Raw genomic sequence first — 18,381 nt, forward strand, 5'->3', positions numbered from 1 at the left:
GGGCTTGCTCGCGAAAGCGGTGTGTCAGCAACGTTGCCATTGGCTGACACGACGCCTTCGCGAGCAAGCCCGCTCCCACAGTTTTTGTGGTGTCTAGAAGCTGTAGGTGCCCGTCACCATCAGGCTACGCGGTGCCCCCGGCTGGATCTGGAATGCACTGGTCGCCGACGAGTAATACGTCTTGTCGCTGATGTTGTTCAGCGCTGCGCGCAAATCCCAATCCTTCTGACGGAATCCCGCCAAGGCGTCCCAACGGCCATAACCCGGCAACACGACGGTGTTGAGGTTGTCGGCATAGCGGTCGCCAACCAGGGTCAAACCGGTTTCGGCGTACCAGCCCATTTCCGGTTTCCAGGTCAGGAACAGGCTGCCGTTGTGCTTGGCCACGTTGTTGATGCGCTTGCCTTCCAGGCCGTTGTTGTCCTTTTCGATGGTTGCGTCCTGCAGACCCACGCCTCCGCGCACGTACCAGTTGCCGGTAATCCTGCCGGCAGCGGTCAGCTCGATCCCGCGTGAACGTTGCAGCCCGGAGAGCAGGGTAATGGTCGGGTTGTTAGGATCGCTGGTGCGGCGGTTGTAGAGTTCCAGCTCGTAGATGGCCAGCGTTGTGCTCAGGCGGTCATCGAGCCAGTCACTCTTGACCCCGATTTCCTTCTGTTTGGTCAGCTCGGGGCTCAGGTCATTGCTGTTGCCCGCCGCGCCCGGGGTGATGCCGATCAAGCCTCCGCCGACCGGTGAGAACGTCTTGCTCCAGGACGCGTAGAAGGAGTGATTTTGCAGCGGCGTCCAGACCACGCCAACGCGAGGGCTGGTGCTATGGCTGTCACGGTCTTCGGAAATATTGCGCACCTTGTTGGTCGACTCGATATCGAACGTGTCGTAACGCAGGCCGGCGAGCAATTGCCATTGATCGTTCAGGCGCAGTTGATCCTGCACATACACCGCGCGGCTCTCGACCTCGGTATGGGTGTTGCTCGACACCACCATGCGCCCGGTATGACGCAAATTGCGGTCGGGGGCGTACAGGTCCAGCGCCGGCACCGGGGAGCTGCCCGGCCCGGAAGTGGCGGCGGTGTACAGCAGCGGGTCGCGGCGCTGGCTGCCGATCTCGATGCCGGTGAGCAAACGGTGCTCCAGGCCGAAGGTATCGAAACCACCTTCCAGCTCGACGTTGTTGTAGACATTGCGGGTGTTCAGGTCCTGCTGCCAGTGCTGGCGCGTGACCTTGTTGGTGGCCGGGACATAGCCGCTCAAGTAAGTATTGTCGAAATCGCTGTCGAGCTTGAACACGCCCAGGGTCTGGCGCAGCTGCCAGTTGTCGCTCAGTTCATAGGTGAGTTTCGAGCGCAGGGATTGCGCCTTGTCGTCGATGAAATCGTTTTCACTGCCGTAGGTGGTATCGCGTCCTACGTCGGCCGGGCGACCATCTACACCGGGGATGCCACGATCCGGCGTGCGGTTGTAACGGCTGTATTCGTACTGCACCAACCAGTTCAGGTCGGGTGTCAGCTGCCAGCTCATCGAGGGGGCGAACAGCTGGCGATTGCCACTCACGCCATCGCGGAAGCTGTTCTCGTCCATGTTGCCCATGTTCAGGCGCAAGCTGATGTTCTCGGAAGGATCGGCACTGAGGTCGGCATACAGGCTGCGCAAGTCTTCGCTACCGCCCTGGGCTTCAAGGGTCGAGCGGCGACCGAACTCGGGCAGTTTGCTCACCCGGTTGACGATGCCGCCCTGGCTGCCACGGCCATACAGCACGGCGGCAGGGCCTTTCAGGACGTCGATGCGTTCGATGTTGTGCAAGTCGCGCACGTACTGACTGTCGTCGCGGATGCCATCGAGATAGAAATCGTTGCTGGCGTCGAAACCGCGGATGCGCAGGCTGTCGAAGCGTGTGTCGGCGCCGCTGCTGACGTTGGGGATGCCACTGAGCGCCGTGCCCAGATCGTTGGTGCCGTAATCCATCACGTTCGAGGTTTTGATCGAGTCGATGGCTTGTGGCACGTAGCGCACCGGGGTGGCGGTCCGGGTCGCCGTGTTGGTTTGTGTCACGCGCGGGTCGTCAGCTTCAGCTTCTGCGCTGATCGATGTGGCAGGCAGGGTGGTCGGTGCAGCGTAGGAAAAACCGGCAGACAACAAGGCAGAGAGCCCAAGGCTGCAGGGCGCAAGGCGAAAAGGGGCAGGCATTGAAGAGCGCATCCGTAGGATTTTGAGGTTGAAGCATCTGGAGGGTGCGAATAGTAATGCTTGTCATTTACTGCAGTTAGTTGTTATTGAGAACTTATCTCATTTGATTGTTTCGAATTATTTCTTAGTCGATACAAAGGGTTTACGCAGTTATTCGACCGATTCAAGCAACAGACTGAAAGCAGATCTGGCGTTTTTCCGGGGCTGCGGCGGTACTAATCTGCCGATATCGAATTTTCCTGAATTTCTGTCGGAGCTTTCCCATGATCCTGCATTACATCTACGACCCGTTGTGCGGTTGGTGCTACGGCGCCAAACCACTGGTGCAAGCCGCCCAGGCTGTGCTGCCCGTGCTTGCCCACGGCGGGGGCATGATGACGGGGGCCAATCGGCAAAAGGTTTCGCCACAACTGCGCAGTTACGTCATGCCCCATGACCGGCGTATTGCCGAATACAGCGGGCAGCCGTACGGTGAAGCCTATTTCGAAGGTTTGCTGCGTGATCACAGCGCCGTGTTCGACTCGGCTCCTCCCATCGCTGCAGTGCTGGCTGCCGAGCAAATGGCAGGTCGCGGGCTGGAGTTGCTGGGGCGTTTGCAAAGTGCTCACTACGTGGAAGGGCGCCGCATCGCCGACGAATCTGTGCTGTTTGAACTGGCCCGCGGTATGGGGTTGGACCCTCAAGCCTTCGAAAGAGCCTTCAAGGCAGCCGACACCGAAGGCCATATCAAGGACAGCCGGGCTTTGCTGGCCAAGGTGGGCGGGCAGGGGTTTCCGACCCTGGTACTTGAAAACAATGGCCAATTCACCCTGATCGATATCGGGCCTTGGCTGGGCAAACCCCAGGCATTTGCGCAGTGGCTGGGACAGTCGCTGCCGGAGCAGCCCTCATCGCATTCCGTAGCAGCTTGTGGCCTGGAAGGCTGTATCAATTGAATATTCCTGCCGCGTAAAGCAGTTTCTTAGACGTTTTTCGCCTATTTCTAGAAGATTCATGAAATTGACACGTCGTTAAGGGCGCCGCTACGATTCGGCCCAACGCCTGTGGCCGACCGCCACGACTCAAAAACAATAAAAGGCCCGCCGCGAGAAATCGTGGGCGGGCCTTTTTGTTTTCGCCTCGAAATAAGAGCGCAATAGCGCCGTTTCGGCCGTTCGACACAGCGCGTATCAACCGCATCAAGGAAAAAACAAAATGTTGAACAAGAGAATCAGCCTGATTGCTCTGGGGATGTTGAGCGCTACACAGGCCATGGCGAACGACCAGGCCGAATCCAAGGGTTTCGTTGAAGACAGCAGCCTAAAAGTGCTGCTGCGCAACGCCTACATCAACCGTGACTACAAAGACGGCAACCCGGATAAATCCGAGTGGGGCCAGGCGGCCATCGGCACGTTCTCGTCCGGCTTCACCCAAGGCACCGTGGGTGTGGGCGTCGACGCTTTTGGCCTGTACGCATTGAACCTGGAGCGCAGCGAAGACCGTAGCGGCGCACAAGGCATCGATTTCTTCAAAAAGGGCGACAGCGGCCAGCCGGCGGACGACCTGTCCAAGGGCGGCGCAGCGATCAAGTTCCGCCTGTCCAGCACCACCCTGACCTACGGCGACCAGATGCCGGCCCTGCCGGTGCTGAGCTACGACAACTCGCGCCTGCTGCCGGAAAGCTACACCGGCACCCTGATCACCTCCAGGGAGATCAAAGGCCTGCAACTGGACGCCGGGCGCTTCACCGCCGAATCGCGTAAAAGCGCTGAAGGCCGTGACAGTGGTGGCTTGAAGTCGATCAACGTATTGGGCGGTAGCTACCAGTTCACCGAACAATTCAAGGCCGCGCTGTACGCTTCCGACGTCGAAGACGTGCTGAAGAAGCAATACGTGAACGCCAACTACGTGTTCCCGATCGACAAGGATCAGTCCCTGACCCTGGACTTCAACGGCTACCGCACCAAGCTGGACGACTCCTACGTCCGCGAAAACGCTATCACCGGCGACGACAACAAAATCTGGAGCCTGGCGGCCACCTTCATCACCGGCCCGCACTCGTTCACCCTCGCGCACCAGCGCAGCACTGGCGACAGCAACCTGGGCTACGCCTACGGCGGCTACCAGAAAGACCAGGGTCGTGTCGGCGACGGCGGCAACACCATCTACCTGGCGAACTCCTACTGGTCCGACTTCAACGCCGAAGACGAACGCAGCTGGCAACTGGGCTACGGCCTGGACTTCAGCACCTTCGGTGTACCGGGCCTGAGCTACAACTTCGCCTACGTACGCGGTGACAACATCACCACCTCCACCAGCGAAGGCGGCACCGAGCGCGAGATCTTCAACCAGATCAAATACGTCGTCCAAAGCGGCCCGGCCAAAGACCTCAGCGTGAAACTGCGCAGCTCGGTCCTGCGTGTGTCGCAGAAGTCGAGCGAGTACAACGTCAGCGGCAATGAAGTGCGTGTGTTTGTGGATTACCCGATCAATATCTTCTGATGAGTGGTTGCGAGATCGAGGTCTGATCAGAGGCTGAGAAAGAAAAAGCCCCGACTGGTTCGGGGCTTTTTTGTGGGCATAAAAAAGCAACCAATAAGGCTGCTTTTTAAAAGAGGTCTCACCCGGGCGCTGATTTTCAGGTCATCAACGGGGTTCCTAACGCCGACTATCGCCACCTGATGGCAGTCGGTTTCGCGCTCTTGGTTCGATTCTCTGACAGCAGTGGCGCTTACGTCAATCCATATGGCAACCCACTTGTTATGTGTGGACTGCCAGCGTTTAGACTTTTTTCGCTTTGTGTTTGGAGTCCCCGAAGCTTGATCGAAAAACAAAAAGGCCCCGCTGATTCGTAACGCTGTTCACTTAAGCGCGGTGCTTCAGGCACACCTACTTTTGTGGCGAGGGAGCTTGCTCCCGCTGGGCTGCGTAGCGGCCCCAAAAATGTGACAACAATGCCATTTTTTGTGAGTGCTACGCACTCAAGCGGGAGCAAGCTCCCTCGCCACGGGGTCAGTGTCGGCCGTAAGTGAACAGCATTACCGCTGATTCGGGGCTTTTTTAAACTTGCAGCTCACATCATGGCGCGACATTGCTGACTCGGTTGTTGCATGGTGCATCAAGCACCTTCACAACATCATCGATGATCGCCTTACTCATATCCTGCAAAAAATGCGACGCCCAAGCGTGCCGATCAGTATCGCGAACCATGGCCGCGTCTGTTGCGAGCAGCTTGGCAACGTGGAGTAGATCGGAAGCATGGTAGAGAGCCTGGATAACCGGAACGCCTGCATTGACGCGAAACAGCGGTTCGTTGGCGTGGAAGGAGAAGTGGGTGAGGCCGATGGTTTTCAGATCTTGGGGATTGGTCATTGAACACCTCCGCTGGTTGGGAGGAGTTGAGTATTTGCATGCCTTCGAAGAAGGGCCGGCGTGGTTACAAAGAACGTGAAAACACAGATTTTGGACGAATCAATTTTATACATGGTCTAGCTCCTATCGTTGAGGAACTGCCACGAACCGTCGCCAAACGATTATGGGTGGCAGCTGTGCGCAGGTTGGCGAACCGGGACAATAGGAACCCGGCAGACCCGAAGGTCTCCCGCGCACAGCCGCCATAACGGAAAAATACGAGCGAAAAAAAACGCCAGCAATCGTTATGGTGGCGCCTGTGCGCCTATTGTTTGGGTCGGGTCGCCAAACCCGGTCGCTGATTTTGCAGCGATGTGGGCAGCCTAGCGTGGGGCAGGGCGATTCGCAACCTGCGATCCTGGCCAACGGGGCTTATTCATTCATTACACTGAGTAACGAATGAAGTTCCCGCCCCCACCTTTATCCCCTCCCGCCAACCCCATACATTCATCTCCAACGCCTCTCCCATCATCCCGACGGGAAGGTCACTGGAGTTGTCCTCATGCCTTTCGTAACCGTACGCATCACTCGCGATGGCGTTACCACTGAGCAGAAAGCTCAGGTGATCGCCGAAATCACTGAAACACTGGAACGCGTCCTCAACAAGCGCCCTGACCTGACCCACATCGTGATCGAGGAAGTCGACACCGATAACTGGGGTTACGCCGGTATCACCACCACCCAGTACCGCAAGCAACTGGCTGAGGCGGAGGGCAAGTCATGACGTCCTCCGTCACCATCGATTTCATCTCCGATGTGGTGTGCCCCTGGTGCGCGCTGGGGGCGACGGCGCTGGAGCAGGCGATCGAGAACGTGGCCGGGGAAGTCTCGGTCGAGCTGACCTACAAGCCGTTCGAATTGAACCCGAACATGCCGGCTGAAGGTGAGCCAGCGGTAGAGCACTTGATGCGCAAATACGGACGCACTGCTGAAGACGTCGCCGACGGCAAGGCCATGCAGATCGCTCGCGGCGAGGCCATCGGCTTCAAGTTCGATCTGGAGAAGCGCACGCATTTCTACAACACCTTTGATGCGCATCGCTTGTTGCTGTGGGCGTTGCAGGAAGGGCGGCAAGTCGAGCTGAAGAAGGTGCTGCTGCGGGGCTATTTCAGTGAGGGCCAGAACCCGAGCGATCACCAGGCACTGGTGAGCCTGGCGACTGAAGCGGGGCTGGATGGGGCAGCTGCACAAGAGGTGCTGGCGTCCGGTGCGTTCGCCGCTGAGGTGCGGGAGCTTGAAGCGTACTACCAGCAGCGCGGCATCAACTCGGTGCCGGCCATGGTGCTGAACGGTCGCCACCTGGTGTCCGGCTCGCAATCGGTCGAGTACTACGAACAGATGTTGAGAGAAATGGCCAAGGCACATGCCGACGCTTGATTACAGATTTTCTACCCCACTTTTAATTGTCAGAGGTCTTCATCATGAGCATTTCGAAAAAAGTCATCGTCATCACCGGCGCATCCCAAGGTCTCGGCGACGGTATGGTCAAAGCCTTTCGTGAACTCGGTTACCGGATCGTCGCCACTTCGCGCTCGATCCAGCCATCCACCGATCCGGACATACTCACCGTGGCCGGTGACATCGGCGAGCCGGAAACCGCCCGGCGCGTCATCCGCGAAGCGATGTCCCGTTTCGGTCGCATCGACACCCTGGTCAACAACGCCGGGATCTTCATCGCCAAGCCGTTCACCGCGTACACCGCAGAAGACTATGCAAATGTGCTGTCGGTGAACGTCAATGGCTTCTTCTACATCACCCAACTCGCCATCGCCGAAATGGAAAAACAGGGCAGCGGCCACGTCGTCAACATCACCACCAGCCTGGTGGACCACGCCATCGACGGTGTGCCATCGGTCTTGGCTTCGCTGACCAAGGGCGGCCTCAACGCGGCCACCAAATCCCTGGCCATCGAATACGCCAAGCGCGGAATCCGGGTGAACGCGGTCAGCCCAGGCATCATCAAGACCCCGATGCACGGCGCAGAAACCCATGAAGCACTGGGCAACCTGCACCCGGTCGGGCACATGGGCGAGATAGACGATATTGCGCAAGCGGTTGTGTATCTGGACGGCGCCAAGTTCGTGACCGGCGAAATCCTGCACGTGGATGGTGGTCAGAGCGCGGGTCACTGAAAGCGATTTTTCAAAGCCCGGAAACAACAAAGCCCCTGCATTTCTGCAGGGGCTTTGTTTTGTATGGTGCCGGCACCAGGAATCGAACCCGGGACCTACTGATTACAAGTCAGTTGCTCTACCATCTGAGCTATACCGGCGTGTCAGGGCGACGATTATAGCGATTGGATAGGTTCTGTAAACCCCTGAATTCTGACTATTTTTACGCGGGGTTCGGGTCAGGCGCGCAGCAGGGTTTTCTTGAGTTTCTGAATGGCTTTCCAGGTTCGACTGTTTTGCATTGCGCGCAGCTGTGCTTCGGCCTGTTCGGCGCGTTGCAGGGCGGCGGCGAGTTGCTGTTCGGCATCGCCGACGGGGTGGCTGAAGTTGTGGCCTTTGCAGAACTGGAACTCGTCCAGGTTGCACGGCGGGATGTCGAAGGCGGGTTTGAGGTTCAGGTGTTCTTCGGCGAGGTAGTAGGTGTTGATGCCGTCAAACAGGATGGACTGGTAGCCAGCGCCGGTGACGAGGGTTTCCCAGGTCTGGTCGCGTTCCCACGGGGTTTCGATGAGGATGACCCACGGCCGCCACTGGGTGAAGTCCATGCCGCGCAGGACGGTCTCTTCGTGGCCTTCGACATCGATCTTCAGGAAGTGGATAGCGCGGCCCTGGGCATGTTCTTCGCAAATGGATGTTAGGGTGCGGGATTGGACGGTTTGGCTGCGCACGTCCATACCGGCGTCTTTGTGCATCTGCGCCATGGCCGGGTCGACGGTCGAGAGGCCGGTGTCGGCGATGCCGTAGAAGGTCAGGCTGTCGGCGCTTTCGCCGGCCACGCATTGCAGGTTGGTGTCCTTGGGGCGTTGCTGGCACAAGGCTTCGTAGTAGTTGGGCATCGGTTCGACGTTGATGCCGGTCCAGCCGTTGTCGTAGAACGCCTTGGTGACCGAGTCATGGGTGGGGTCGTTTGCCCCGACGTCGATGTAGAAGCCGTTCTCGACGGTCTTGAGGGCGCGCCACAGGCGTATGTCTTCGAAATTCTGTGCGTAGGAAATGAACGTCACTGGCGCATCCTGTCGGAGGAATGTTCTTGTTCGTGGCCGCGCTGCCGGCGCCCTTGCATGTGTGTATATCAAGAGTAGTGAAAGGGTGCAATTTCCCCTGTCTGCGGTCCGGGATTAGGCGTTTATGTCGTTTTGGTTAAATGCTTATGCACAATGGCATTGGCGACGCACTGGGTTTAGGCCGAATTTGTGGATCCGTTCTCATTTGTCCGCAAATGCCTGTTTTTTCGATTTTTTATGCGGGTGTACAAAAAATGAACAGTGCTGATTTAGCCCTGAAACAGGCGTAGATATTGGATCCATGATTATTTCATCAACAGAGTTATCCACAGGTCGGGCGTGCTTAAGCGCGTTCGGCCAGGAGCAGGAAATTACGCGGCGTGAGCGGTGTTTCGCAGAACGTACCGACGCGGACGCTGTAGCCCTGTTCGGCGAGGAAAAGTGCCCGGTCGAGAACCAGCCAAAGCTCCAGCGGACGCCGGAAAAGTCCGCGTAGCAGCTCAAGGTTGCGCACCTCGGCCAGACGCTGCCAACCGGCAACTTCAAGCGCTGGCCAATCTTGCGGGCCGACTGTGGATAACTCTTTGAGTGCGGCCAGGTGATGGCAGTAATCAGAGAAGGGTTTGTCCAGCCAGGCGCTGGGCAGCGAAGGGGTTGGCAGATACTCGTCAATGCCGCGCAGTTGCCGTTGCAGCAAGTCGAAAGCCAGGCGCTGGGCCATGGAGGTGTCGCGCTGACGGCGCACGCGGGCGCCGGCGGTGACGGTTTCGCTCATGGGCAACGCGAGGTCGTCGAGGGAAAGCTGTAGGCCGGAGCCTTGGGCGGCCGAGGAAATCGGCGAGTAGTAGGCAAGACTGATCCGGTTGTAGCAGCACGGTGCAATGGCGAGTTGTCTACAGCCTGTGGCGCTGGCGAGTCGAATCAGCCGCACATGCAAATCACCGCAGGCGTGAAGTGCGACGGGCGTGTGGTGCGCACTCAGTAAAGTAGCGGCGTCTGTCGCGAGCACATCCTGTTCAATATGCAACGCATGCAGGTGATGACGCTGGCTGAGTGCCTGGCCGCTCGTTACCAGTGCCGGGTCGTATTCCAGGCAAGTCAGTTGTTGCCCTGGTTGCAGCAGGCGGCGCCCCAAGTGTCCCTTGCCCGAGCACCAGTCCAGCCAATGCTTGGGTGTTGCTGAAAACTGCAATCGGCTGGCGAAGGCTTCGATCTGCTGCCATTTACGTCCCGGTACATCGACGTTCAGTCGATGGCCGGCCGCTTCGAGTGCGTGTGCAGGCAATTCATCCACTGCACTCAATGCAACGGACATCGATGCCAAGGAAGCAAAGGGCTCCGGCGCATTCAGGAGGGCAGGTTGATTGTGGGCGTTTTCCGCGTCTTCCAGCGACCGCTCGCGTAGCCATTCGGCTAGCGCTGGGTAGGACGCTTCCCAAGGAAGCTGCAGATGAGTAAACGGCCGAGGTTTCCACAGTTCCTGGTGCTCTGTCAGAAACGCATCCAGTGCGGTGAAGCGGGCGAGCAAGGCCTCGCCCGTCAACACGCCATCCTCAACGCCCTTGGCAGGCATCGACGCGCAACCAGCGCTCCAGCAGCTTGAAGCCGCGCACCAGCACGTAAGCCATCACCAGGTAGAACATGCCCGCGGCGAAGAAGATCTCCACCGGCAGGTAGGTCCGGGCAATGATGGTGCGGGCCATGCCGGTCAGTTCCAGCAAGGTCACGGTGCTGGCCAGGGCGCTGGCCTTGAGCATCAGGATCACTTCGTTGCTGTAGGCCGGCAGGCCGATGCGCGCGGCGCGCGGCAGCATGATGAAGAACAGCGCTTTTGGCCTGGACATGCCCAGTGCCCGTGCCGCTTCGATCTCGCCCGGTGGTATCGCCTGAATGGCGCCGCGCAGGATTTCCGCAATGTAGGCCGCCGTGTGCAGGGTCATGGTCGCCGTGGCGCACCAGAACGGATCGCGCAGATAGGGCCACATCGAACTGTTACGGATCACGTCGAACTGCGCCAGGCCGTAATAGACCAGGAACAGTTGAACCAGCAGCGGCGTGCCCCGGAAAAAGAAGATGTAGCCGTAGGGAAAGGCCCGCACCCACCACAGGCGCGACGAGCGGGCGATGCCCAGCGGAATGGCCAGCAGCAAACCGGCGATCACGGCGATGGCCACCAGTTCCAGGGTCAGGGTCGCGCCCTGGGCCAGTTTCGGCAGCCACTTGATGATGACTTCCCAGTTCATTGGGTGCTCCTCGCGAAGCCGCGGGCGGCGCGTTTTTCCAGGAAGTGCATGCCGGTCATCGCCAGCACCGTCAGGCCCAGGTACATGAACGCGGCGACCATATAGAAGGTGAACGGCTGTTTGGATACGGTCACGCCGATTTGCGCGTGACGCATGATTTCTTCCAGGCCGATCACCGACACCAACGCAGTGTCTTTCATCAGGATCATGAACAGGTTGCCCAGGCCGGGCAGGGCGATGCGCCACATCTGCGGCATGATCAGTTTGGTGAAGATGCGCCATTTCGACAGGCCCAGGGCCACGCCGGCTTCACGATGGCCTTTGGGGATGGCGAGGATCGCGCCGCGAAACACTTCCGTGGCGTAGGCGCCGAAGCACAGGCCCAGCGCAATCACGCCAGCGGCGAAGGCGTTGAGTTCGAGGTCGGGGTTGCCGAAGAACTCGCCCAGGGCACGCATCAGGTTGACCGTGCCGAAGTAGATCAACAGTACCCAGAGCAATTCCGGGATGCCGCGAACCAGGGTCGAATAAGTGCCGCCAAGCCATTGCAGCGGCTTGTACGGGGAAGTCTTGGCCAAGGCGCCGAGCAGACCGAGCACCAGCCCCAGGCACAGGGCCGAGAGTGCCAGTTTCACAGTCATCAGCGCGCCAGCGGCGAGCGCCGGGCCGAATCCGTAGAGGTCGATAATCATGGATTTCTTTTCAAATCGCGGCAGGCAAGGCCGAGAACCGGCGCCATCAGGCGCCGGTCAGGCAGGTCAGAATCAATAGATGCTGAACGGGAAGTACTTGTCGTTGATCTTCTTGTAGGTGCCGTCAGCGACGATTTCTTTCAGCGCGGTGTTCAGCTTCGCGCGGATCGGATCGTTTTTACGCACGGCAATACCGATCTTGTCGCTTTCTTCCACTGGGTCGCCCTTGAACTCGTAGGCGCGGCCAGCGTCGCTTTTCAGCCACTCGTAGTTGACGTACTTGTCGGCCAGGATGCCGTCCAGGCGGCCGGAAGTCAGGTCGAGGTAGGCGTTTTCCTGGGTGTCGTAGAGCTTGATGGTGATGTCGTCACCATAGTTGTCTTCCAGGAAGGTGCCGGCCAGGGTCGCGCGCTGGGCGCCGATGATCTTGCCTTTGACCGAGGCCTTGTCGGTCTTGAAGTCGACGTCTTTCTTGGCGATGAACTGCAGCTTGTTGGAGTAGTACGGGTCGGTGAAGTCCACCGCTTGCTTGCGCTCGTCGGTGATCGACATCGAGGAGATCAGGAAGTCGAACTTCTTGGCGTTCAGGGCCGGGATGATGCCGTCCCAGTCGGAGGTCACGACGGTGCACTCGACTTTCATCTTGGCGCACAGGGCGTCGCCGATCTCTTTGTCGAAGCCGACGACATTGCCACTGGCATCTTTGTTGTTGAACGGCGGGTAGGCCGCTTCGATGCCCATCTTCAGGGTCTCGGCCATGGCACCGGCGCTGAACGCCAGGGTGACGGCGGCAGCCAGGAAGACCTTTTTGTAGTTCTGCATGTGGGTAGCTCCGTTAGCGGTTGCTGGACATGAATTGTTTGCAGCGCGCCGAAAGCGGGTTTTCAAACACCTGCTGTGGCGATCCTTGCTCTTCTACCAGGCCCTGGTGGAGGAACACCACTTCGCTGGAGACCTGACGGGCGAAGCCCATTTCGTGGGTCACGAGCAGCATGGTGCGGCCTTCTTCGGCCAGCGCGCGGATGACATTAAGTACTTCCTGGACCATTTCCGGGTCAAGCGCGGAGGTGGGCTCGTCGAACAGGATGACCTTGGGCTGCATGGCCAGGGTGCGGGCGATGGCCGCGCGTTGTTGCTGGCCGCCGGACAATTGCGCCGGGTAGGCGTGGCGCTTGTCGGCGATGCCGACCTTGGCCAGCAGGGCTTCGGCGACTTCGATGGCTTCGGCCTTGCTCTGGCCGAGCACGCGGCGCGGGGCTTCGATGATGTTGTCGAGCACGCTCATGTGCGGCCACAGATTAAAGTTTTGAAACACAAAACCGATTTCGCTGCGCAGGCGATTGATCTGCTTGCCGTCGGCGGCCACCAGTTCGCCGTTCTTCGCAGCCTTGAGCTTGAGTTCTTCGCCGGCGACCAGGATCTGGCCCTGGTGCGGGTTCTCCAGCAAGTTGATGCAGCGCAGGAACGTGGACTTGCCGGAGCCGGAGGAACCCAGGATCGAGATCACATCGCCGTCGCGGGCGGTCAGCGAGATGCCTTTGAGCACCTCCAGCGAACCGTAGCGTTTGTGCAAGTTGCGGATTTCAAGCGCGGGCGTGGCCTCAGCCATGTGCGTTCCTCATATATGTTGCGCTCCTGCTGTTGGCGGCCTTCCTGGCGAGGCGGCCAACCTAGCATAGCGTTTCAATGGCAGCCAACAGCGCTACGGACGGTAAACGGCTGGCGTGTGGCAGGTTGTCGCATCGGCGCAGCAGACTGTCGCCCCATCAACAACCGAACAGCTGTTTGAACCTTGCCTGTCGATAAAAAGCGCGGTGGCTGTCGCAAAAAAAGGCGCGATGTTGCCAGCTTTGACGGGGTGTTGGAAGCGCTATCCGGCCAAATGCAGCGGTTGTGCACTTTTAATGTGCGCCGGGCCATTTTCAGGTGTGTTTCCGGTGCGCGAATTTGCCCCGCAAAGTGGGTCGCAGGGTAACGTTCTGGCAAAGTGCCATTAAATTCAATGGGTTGCGATGACCGTCCGGTCGAAGTGAGATCACCGGGCTAGAGGGATTTGAAACATTTTGGCGCAATTATTGCGTGCAGAATCCAGAACGCCCCGTTGGCTTCTTTTTACGAGAAGGATCGCCGAACGGGATGCACGCATTCGCTTTTCCTTACAAAGGTAGTTTCAATGAGCAGTACCCAAAGCTCTAACGGCCTCGAACAGGGGCTCAAACCGCGTCATGTGACCATGCTGTCGATTGCCGGGGTTATCGGCGCCGGCTTGTTCGTCGGCTCGGGTCACGCCATCGCCGCTGCAGGTCCGGCTGTTCTGTTGGCTTATGCCGCCGCCGGCATGTTGGTGGTGCTGGTGATGCGCATGCTCGGCGAAATGGCCGTTGCCTCGCCGGACACCGGTTCGTTCTCGACTTACGCCGACCGCGCGATCGGTCACTGGGCTGGCTTCACCATCGGCTGGTTGTACTGGTGGTTCTGGGTTCTGGTGATCCCGTTGGAAGCCAACGCTGCCGCGACCATCCTGCACGCATGGTTCCCTGGCGTGGACATCTGGGCCTTCGCCCTGGTCATCACGATGCTGTTGACCGTGACCAACCTGTTCAGCGTGAAGAACTACGGTGAATTCGAGTTCTGGTTCGCTCTGATCAAAGTGTTGGCCATCATCGGTTTCATCATTCTCGGCGTAGCGGCGATCTTCGGCTTCCTGCCGAACAGCCAGGTCAGCGGCGTTTCGCATCTGTTCGACACCCAGGGCTTCCTGCCAAACGGCATGGGCGCGGTACTGGGCGCGATCCTGACCACCATGTTCTCCTTCATGGGCACCGAGATCGTGACCATCGCGGCCGCGGAATCGAAGAACCCTGGCAAGCAAATCTCCAAGGCCACCAACTCGGTGATCTGGCGGATCGGCTTGTTCTACCTCGTGTCGATCTTCATCGTTGTAGCCCTGGTGCCTTGGAACGACCCGGTACTGGCAAGCCTCGGCTCCTACCAGACCGTGCTTGAGCGCATGGGCATCCCGAACGCCAAGATGATTGTCGACATCGTGGTACTGGTTGCTGTGACCAGCTGCCTGAACTCGGCGCTCTACACCTCGTCGCGGATGCTGTTCTCCCTGGGCAAGCGCGGTGATGCACCGGCCATGTCCACGCGCACCAACAAAAGTGGCACACCTTACTGGGCGGTGATGTTGTCCACCGGCGCTGCGTTCCTGGCAACATTCGCCAACTACGTGGCCCCGGCTGCCGTGTTCGAATTTCTGCTGGCCAGCTCCGGCGCCATCGCGCTGCTGGTGTACCTGGTGATCGCGATTTCGCAACTGCGCATGCGCAAGCAGCGTATGGCCCGTGGTGAGAAAATCGTCTTCAGCATGTGGCTGTTCCCGGGCCTGACCTACGCGGTGATCGTCTTCATCGTTGCGGCCCTGACCATCATGCTGTTCCAGGATGCCCATCGTGTGGAAATCCTCGCGACCGGCTTGCTCAGCGCCCTGGTGGTAGCGGCCGGCTTGCTGGTGGCTCGCCGTCGCAAACTGGAAAAGCGTGGCGCGGTAGTGCTGAGCTGATCCATATCGCGTAATGCAAAACGGCCGCTGTCAGTGATGACAAGCGGCCGTTTTTGTTTGCGCTGTAACCTTTACTCGGCTTTTTCTTCCGGCGTTTCCTGCGATTCGCGGTAGGCGTCCAGCGCAGTGCCGAAGTCGGTAATGAACTGCGGCTCGCTCAGCCATGCCTGGGCGGCGTCGCGGTCCATGCCGTCGGCCCACATGCGGTAGTCGATCAGCATGTCGGCGGCCAGGTGGGTGGCGGCCATGCCTTCGTCGTCGGCGTTTTCCATGTCCAGCAGTTCTGGGTGGTCGACGATGATAAAGGCGAGGTTCGTCAGCAGGACCGAGAGCATTTCGCTGCGGCTGACGGCTTCGGCGTCGCGCATTTTGCTGAACATCGCCAGGGTGTATTCCGGGATCGGCTCGGGGAAATCGGGCAGGTCCTGATCCACGATGGATTTTCTGCCGACCATGCGGATTTGCTTGGCTTTGGCTTTTGCACGCTTGGCGCGTTTCTGTTGCTTGTTCAGGGAGGCCATGGGAACTCAGTTCGGTTTCTGTTGGGTTTGCGCGGCAATGGCGTCGGACGCCGCCACATAGTCGGCCTGGAAGGCCGGAGATTCGATCCACGCCAGGGCGCCGGCTTCGTCTGTTTCGGCCGACCATTGGCGATATTCGATCAGCGCGGCGAGGATGAAGTCCATCGCGCCTTCTTCGCCTTCCTGCTCATACACCACTTCCAGCAACGGGTCTTCGAGGAAGGCCGTGCACATGGCTTGCTGGCTGATCTTTTCGGCGTCGATCATCTTTTTGAACAGTTCGGTCAGGTCCACCGATTCGAAGTCGATGCGATCGTCGTTCGGGTCCAGTTCGACCGGCGCGGCGGCCCGCTGGGTGCGGTTCTGCTTGGCCTTGGCCTTGGCGCGGGAGGCGCGTTTTTGCTGCTTGTTGGCGGAGGCCATGGGCGTCGTTCCGTATTCGTTGAAAGGGCAACTGACTTAGCTGCGCGGCACTCGCCGCCCGGGGGTATCGGGGGCCAGTTCGCCGTTTTGCAGCCAGGCCAATGCAATGGGCCATAGTGTGGCTTGGTATGGGCTGCGAAAAAAGGCGAAATGTCCGACTTCTTCTTCGCCGATGTCTTCGGGATGGATACGCAGGTGGGAGTTTGTGCTGCCGGTGAAGTAGCCGAGCAGGCGTTCGATGGCCGGGACCGTGCCGTAGGGATCGTCGCTGATGCTGATGGCCAGGGTTTGTGCGGTGACATCGGCAAAGGGCAGTTGCCCGCTTGTTGTGCTGATCGCGCGGCCGCTGGAGCGTTTTTCGTAACGGGCAGTGGACAGGCTCCAGTCACGGACCACGCCAGCGGGTGTGTCCTCGAGCCATCCGAGGCGTTTGCCCGGAAAGTAGCCGTAGATCATCGTCACCAGTGGCATCAGCACATGCCACTTGGCAAACATCCCCCAGCGATGGGCGGGCGCATAGTCGCGCCAGTAGGCGAATTGCGCTCCGACCGTCACCAGACGCCGGATCAGGTGCCCGGACGCCCCCAAGCCCGCTGCACAGCCGCCAAAGCTGTGGCCGACCACATCGACAGGTTGTCCGGGGAACTCACGCTGTGCGCGCTTGAGCATCGCCTCGAAATCCAGCGCTCCCCAATCGGTCCATGAAGCCTTGAGACCTTTGAGCGATGCCGGCCGCGACTCGCCGATACCACGGTAGTCATAGGTGATGACATCGAAGCCATGATCGGACAGATAGTCGGCGAAGCGCGAGTAATGACGACAACGAACCGAGGTGGCGGCATTGATGATCACGACCGGACGAGCGGCATCGTGAGAAGGGTGTCGCCAGGTGAAGCCACCGAGGACAAAGCCGTCTGCAGCGATTTCCTTGAATGGTTCGCCGGACGCGACGCATTGCAATGGCAACTCGATTTGAGTTGGAGCGAGTGAAGGCGTGTCCTGCAAATTCATCGGCGTCGGACCTTTGCGGGTAGCTGCCAACGATAGTCTTGATGGCGTTGATGAACAATCCATTGGCCTCAACGCAGTGAATGATCGAGCAGTCGTTCTTCAAGAGCCGCCCGATCCAGTTCGTTACGGAGTTCCTCTTCACTCGGCAGGACGGGCTTGTACTTGCTGGCGAACAGCTGTTCGTTTCCTTCAAGCACCGAGTAACGCACCACGGATTCATCCTTTTGCGCACAGAGAATGATGCCGACAGTGGGGCCGTCTTCCACGCCGCGTTTGAGGTCGTCGTACATGCGCACGTACATGTCCATCTGCCCCACATCCTGATGGGTCAGTTCACCGCGCTTGATATCGAAGATGACGAAGCACTGGAGCAAGTAGTTGTAGAACACCAGGTCGATGTAGAAGTCTTTGCTGTCGGTACTGATGCGTTGCTGGCGAGCTATGAACGCGAAGCCCTTGCCCAGCTCCAGCAAGAAGCCTTGCAGTTGTTCGATCAGCGCCTGTTCGATCTCGTTCTCCTGAAGTTTGCCGGCATTGCACAAGCCCAGAAACTCCAGGACCACCGGATCACGGATGAAGTCCCGAGGGCTGGCCTTCATGTTTTGAATGTTGGTGGCGGCCTCCTGCTTGACACTGCCGCGATCGCGGCTCGCCAGCAGGCGTTCGTAGTACAGCGTATTGATCTGGCGTTCCAGGGCGCGGCTTGACCAGTTTTGGGTGGCTGATTCGTTCATGTACCAGAGACGAGCGCTGTCGTTGTCGACTCGAAGCAGGTGGCGATAGTGGGTCCAGCTCAATTCGTGACGCAGTGCGTCGCGAACTGGAAACGCCTGATAAAACTGGCGCATTTTTCGCAGATTGGTTTCGTCAAAGCCTTTCCCGAATTCTGCAGTAAGCCTGTTTGCCAGGGTCGACAGTAACTCTTTGCCATACCTCACCCGCCGAGCGCCTTCCTGCTCGAACTCGACGATATGTCGCCCGATCTGCCAACAGGTTTGCACCTGAACGGTATCGACCGCCCGAAGCACCTTCTGACGTGCCTGATGGATCGATTTGCCAAGGTTTCCAAGCAGTGAAACCAGATAGGGATCGTGAGTGTCGTTGGGTGTGAGGGCTGTCATGGTCTTCCGCCGCAGATTGGATTAGCGAAAGAGAATGACCAGTGAGCCCCCTT

18 protein-coding genes and 1 tRNA gene are annotated in these 18,381 nt (G+C 59.0%); 6 read left to right on the plus strand and 13 right to left on the minus strand.

Annotation, left to right across the window (positions count from 1 at the left end):
- Positions 1 to 93: 93 nt before the first annotated feature.
- The gene (locus KW846_RS24570) at positions 94 to 2,187 is read right to left on the minus strand and encodes a TonB-dependent siderophore receptor (protein ID WP_218485842.1); all 2,094 of its coding nucleotides are present in this window, start codon (positions 2,185 to 2,187) and stop codon (positions 94 to 96) included.
- A 263-nt stretch (positions 2,188 to 2,450) separates the two neighbouring features.
- On the opposite strand from KW846_RS24570, the gene KW846_RS24575 reads away from it, so the two are divergent.
- Together KW846_RS24575 and KW846_RS24580 are read left to right on the plus strand one after the other, a co-directional pair.
- Positions 2,451 to 3,122 (plus strand): DsbA family protein, encoded by a 672-nt coding sequence (locus tag KW846_RS24575; protein WP_218485843.1) that lies wholly within the window; start codon positions 2,451 to 2,453, stop codon positions 3,120 to 3,122.
- A gap of 259 nt (positions 3,123 to 3,381) precedes the next feature.
- Complete coding sequence (locus tag KW846_RS24580; RefSeq protein ID WP_218485844.1) at positions 3,382 to 4,668, plus strand: OprD family porin; 1,287 nt, start codon at positions 3,382 to 3,384, stop codon at positions 4,666 to 4,668.
- 576 nt (positions 4,669 to 5,244) lie between these two features.
- On the opposite strand, the gene KW846_RS24585 is transcribed toward KW846_RS24580, so the two are convergent.
- Positions 5,245 to 5,538, minus strand: coding sequence for a DUF3077 domain-containing protein (locus KW846_RS24585; RefSeq protein ID WP_104451190.1), 294 nt, complete (start codon positions 5,536 to 5,538; stop codon positions 5,245 to 5,247).
- A 541-nt stretch (positions 5,539 to 6,079) separates the two neighbouring features.
- Here KW846_RS24585 and KW846_RS24590 point away from each other — a divergent pair.
- The 3 genes from KW846_RS24590 to KW846_RS24600 are packed head-to-tail and all read left to right on the plus strand — an operon-like array spanning position 6,080 to position 7,709.
- Positions 6,080 to 6,301 (plus strand): 4-oxalocrotonate tautomerase family protein, encoded by a 222-nt coding sequence (locus KW846_RS24590; RefSeq protein WP_007972813.1) that lies wholly within the window; start codon positions 6,080 to 6,082, stop codon positions 6,299 to 6,301.
- Complete coding sequence (locus KW846_RS24595) at positions 6,298 to 6,954, plus strand: DsbA family oxidoreductase (protein WP_218485845.1); 657 nt, start codon at positions 6,298 to 6,300, stop codon at positions 6,952 to 6,954. Before KW846_RS24590 ends, KW846_RS24595 begins: the two co-directional genes overlap by 4 nt.
- Before the next feature lie 44 nt (positions 6,955 to 6,998).
- On the plus strand, positions 6,999 to 7,709 hold the full coding sequence (locus tag KW846_RS24600) for an SDR family NAD(P)-dependent oxidoreductase (RefSeq protein WP_218485846.1): 711 nt from the start codon (positions 6,999 to 7,001) through the stop codon (positions 7,707 to 7,709).
- A 64-nt stretch (positions 7,710 to 7,773) separates the two neighbouring features.
- On the opposite strand, the gene KW846_RS24605 is transcribed toward KW846_RS24600, so the two are convergent.
- From KW846_RS24605 to KW846_RS24635, 7 genes are all read right to left on the minus strand, one after another.
- Positions 7,774 to 7,849 (minus strand) — tRNA-Thr (locus KW846_RS24605).
- Between the two features lie 78 nt (positions 7,850 to 7,927).
- Positions 7,928 to 8,752 carry an FkbM family methyltransferase gene (locus tag KW846_RS24610; RefSeq protein ID WP_218485847.1) on the minus strand — a complete coding sequence of 275 codons (825 nt, stop codon included), beginning with the start codon at positions 8,750 to 8,752 and terminating at the stop codon, positions 7,928 to 7,930.
- 343 nt (positions 8,753 to 9,095) lie between these two features.
- On the minus strand, positions 9,096 to 10,325 hold the full coding sequence (locus tag KW846_RS24615; RefSeq protein WP_218485848.1) for a methyltransferase: 1,230 nt from the start codon (positions 10,323 to 10,325) through the stop codon (positions 9,096 to 9,098).
- Positions 10,306 to 10,995 carry an ABC transporter permease gene (locus KW846_RS24620; RefSeq protein ID WP_007972788.1) on the minus strand — a complete coding sequence of 230 codons (690 nt, stop codon included), beginning with the start codon at positions 10,993 to 10,995 and terminating at the stop codon, positions 10,306 to 10,308. Before KW846_RS24620 ends, KW846_RS24615 begins: the two co-directional genes overlap by 20 nt.
- The gene (locus KW846_RS24625; RefSeq protein WP_007972786.1) at positions 10,992 to 11,687 is read right to left on the minus strand and encodes an ABC transporter permease; all 696 of its coding nucleotides are present in this window, start codon (positions 11,685 to 11,687) and stop codon (positions 10,992 to 10,994) included. Before KW846_RS24625 ends, KW846_RS24620 begins: the two co-directional genes overlap by 4 nt.
- Positions 11,688 to 11,759: 72 nt before the next feature.
- On the minus strand, positions 11,760 to 12,509 hold the full coding sequence (locus tag KW846_RS24630) for an ABC transporter substrate-binding protein (RefSeq protein WP_007972785.1): 750 nt from the start codon (positions 12,507 to 12,509) through the stop codon (positions 11,760 to 11,762).
- Positions 12,510 to 12,522: 13 nt separating this feature from the next.
- Positions 12,523 to 13,296 carry an ABC transporter ATP-binding protein gene (locus tag KW846_RS24635; RefSeq protein ID WP_007972784.1) on the minus strand — a complete coding sequence of 258 codons (774 nt, stop codon included), beginning with the start codon at positions 13,294 to 13,296 and terminating at the stop codon, positions 12,523 to 12,525.
- 564 nt (positions 13,297 to 13,860) lie between these two features.
- On the opposite strand from KW846_RS24635, the gene gabP reads away from it, so the two are divergent.
- Positions 13,861 to 15,252: a GABA permease gene (gabP, locus tag KW846_RS24640; protein WP_218485849.1), complete on the plus strand. Its 1,392-nt coding sequence runs from the start codon at positions 13,861 to 13,863 to the stop codon at positions 15,250 to 15,252.
- Positions 15,253 to 15,323: 71 nt separating this feature from the next.
- On the opposite strand, the gene KW846_RS24645 is transcribed toward gabP, so the two are convergent.
- The 4 genes from KW846_RS24645 to KW846_RS24660 form a co-directional block, all read right to left on the minus strand.
- The gene (locus tag KW846_RS24645) at positions 15,324 to 15,773 is read right to left on the minus strand and encodes a hypothetical protein (RefSeq protein ID WP_218485850.1); all 450 of its coding nucleotides are present in this window, start codon (positions 15,771 to 15,773) and stop codon (positions 15,324 to 15,326) included.
- Positions 15,774 to 15,779: 6 nt separating this feature from the next.
- A complete protein-coding gene (locus tag KW846_RS24650) occupies positions 15,780 to 16,196 on the minus strand; it encodes a hypothetical protein (protein WP_218485851.1) in 417 nt (138 codons plus the stop codon).
- Between the two features lie 36 nt (positions 16,197 to 16,232).
- On the minus strand, positions 16,233 to 17,207 hold the full coding sequence (locus KW846_RS24655) for an alpha/beta fold hydrolase (protein ID WP_218485852.1): 975 nt from the start codon (positions 17,205 to 17,207) through the stop codon (positions 16,233 to 16,235).
- A gap of 68 nt (positions 17,208 to 17,275) precedes the next feature.
- Positions 17,276 to 18,328, minus strand: coding sequence for a YhcG family protein (locus KW846_RS24660; protein ID WP_218485853.1), 1,053 nt, complete (start codon positions 18,326 to 18,328; stop codon positions 17,276 to 17,278).
- Between the last annotated feature and the right edge of the window lie 53 nt (positions 18,329 to 18,381).

Source organism: Pseudomonas sp. PDM32 (assembly GCF_019219225.1).
Taxonomy (GTDB): Bacteria; Pseudomonadota; Gammaproteobacteria; order Pseudomonadales; family Pseudomonadaceae; genus Aquipseudomonas; species Aquipseudomonas laurylsulfatiphila.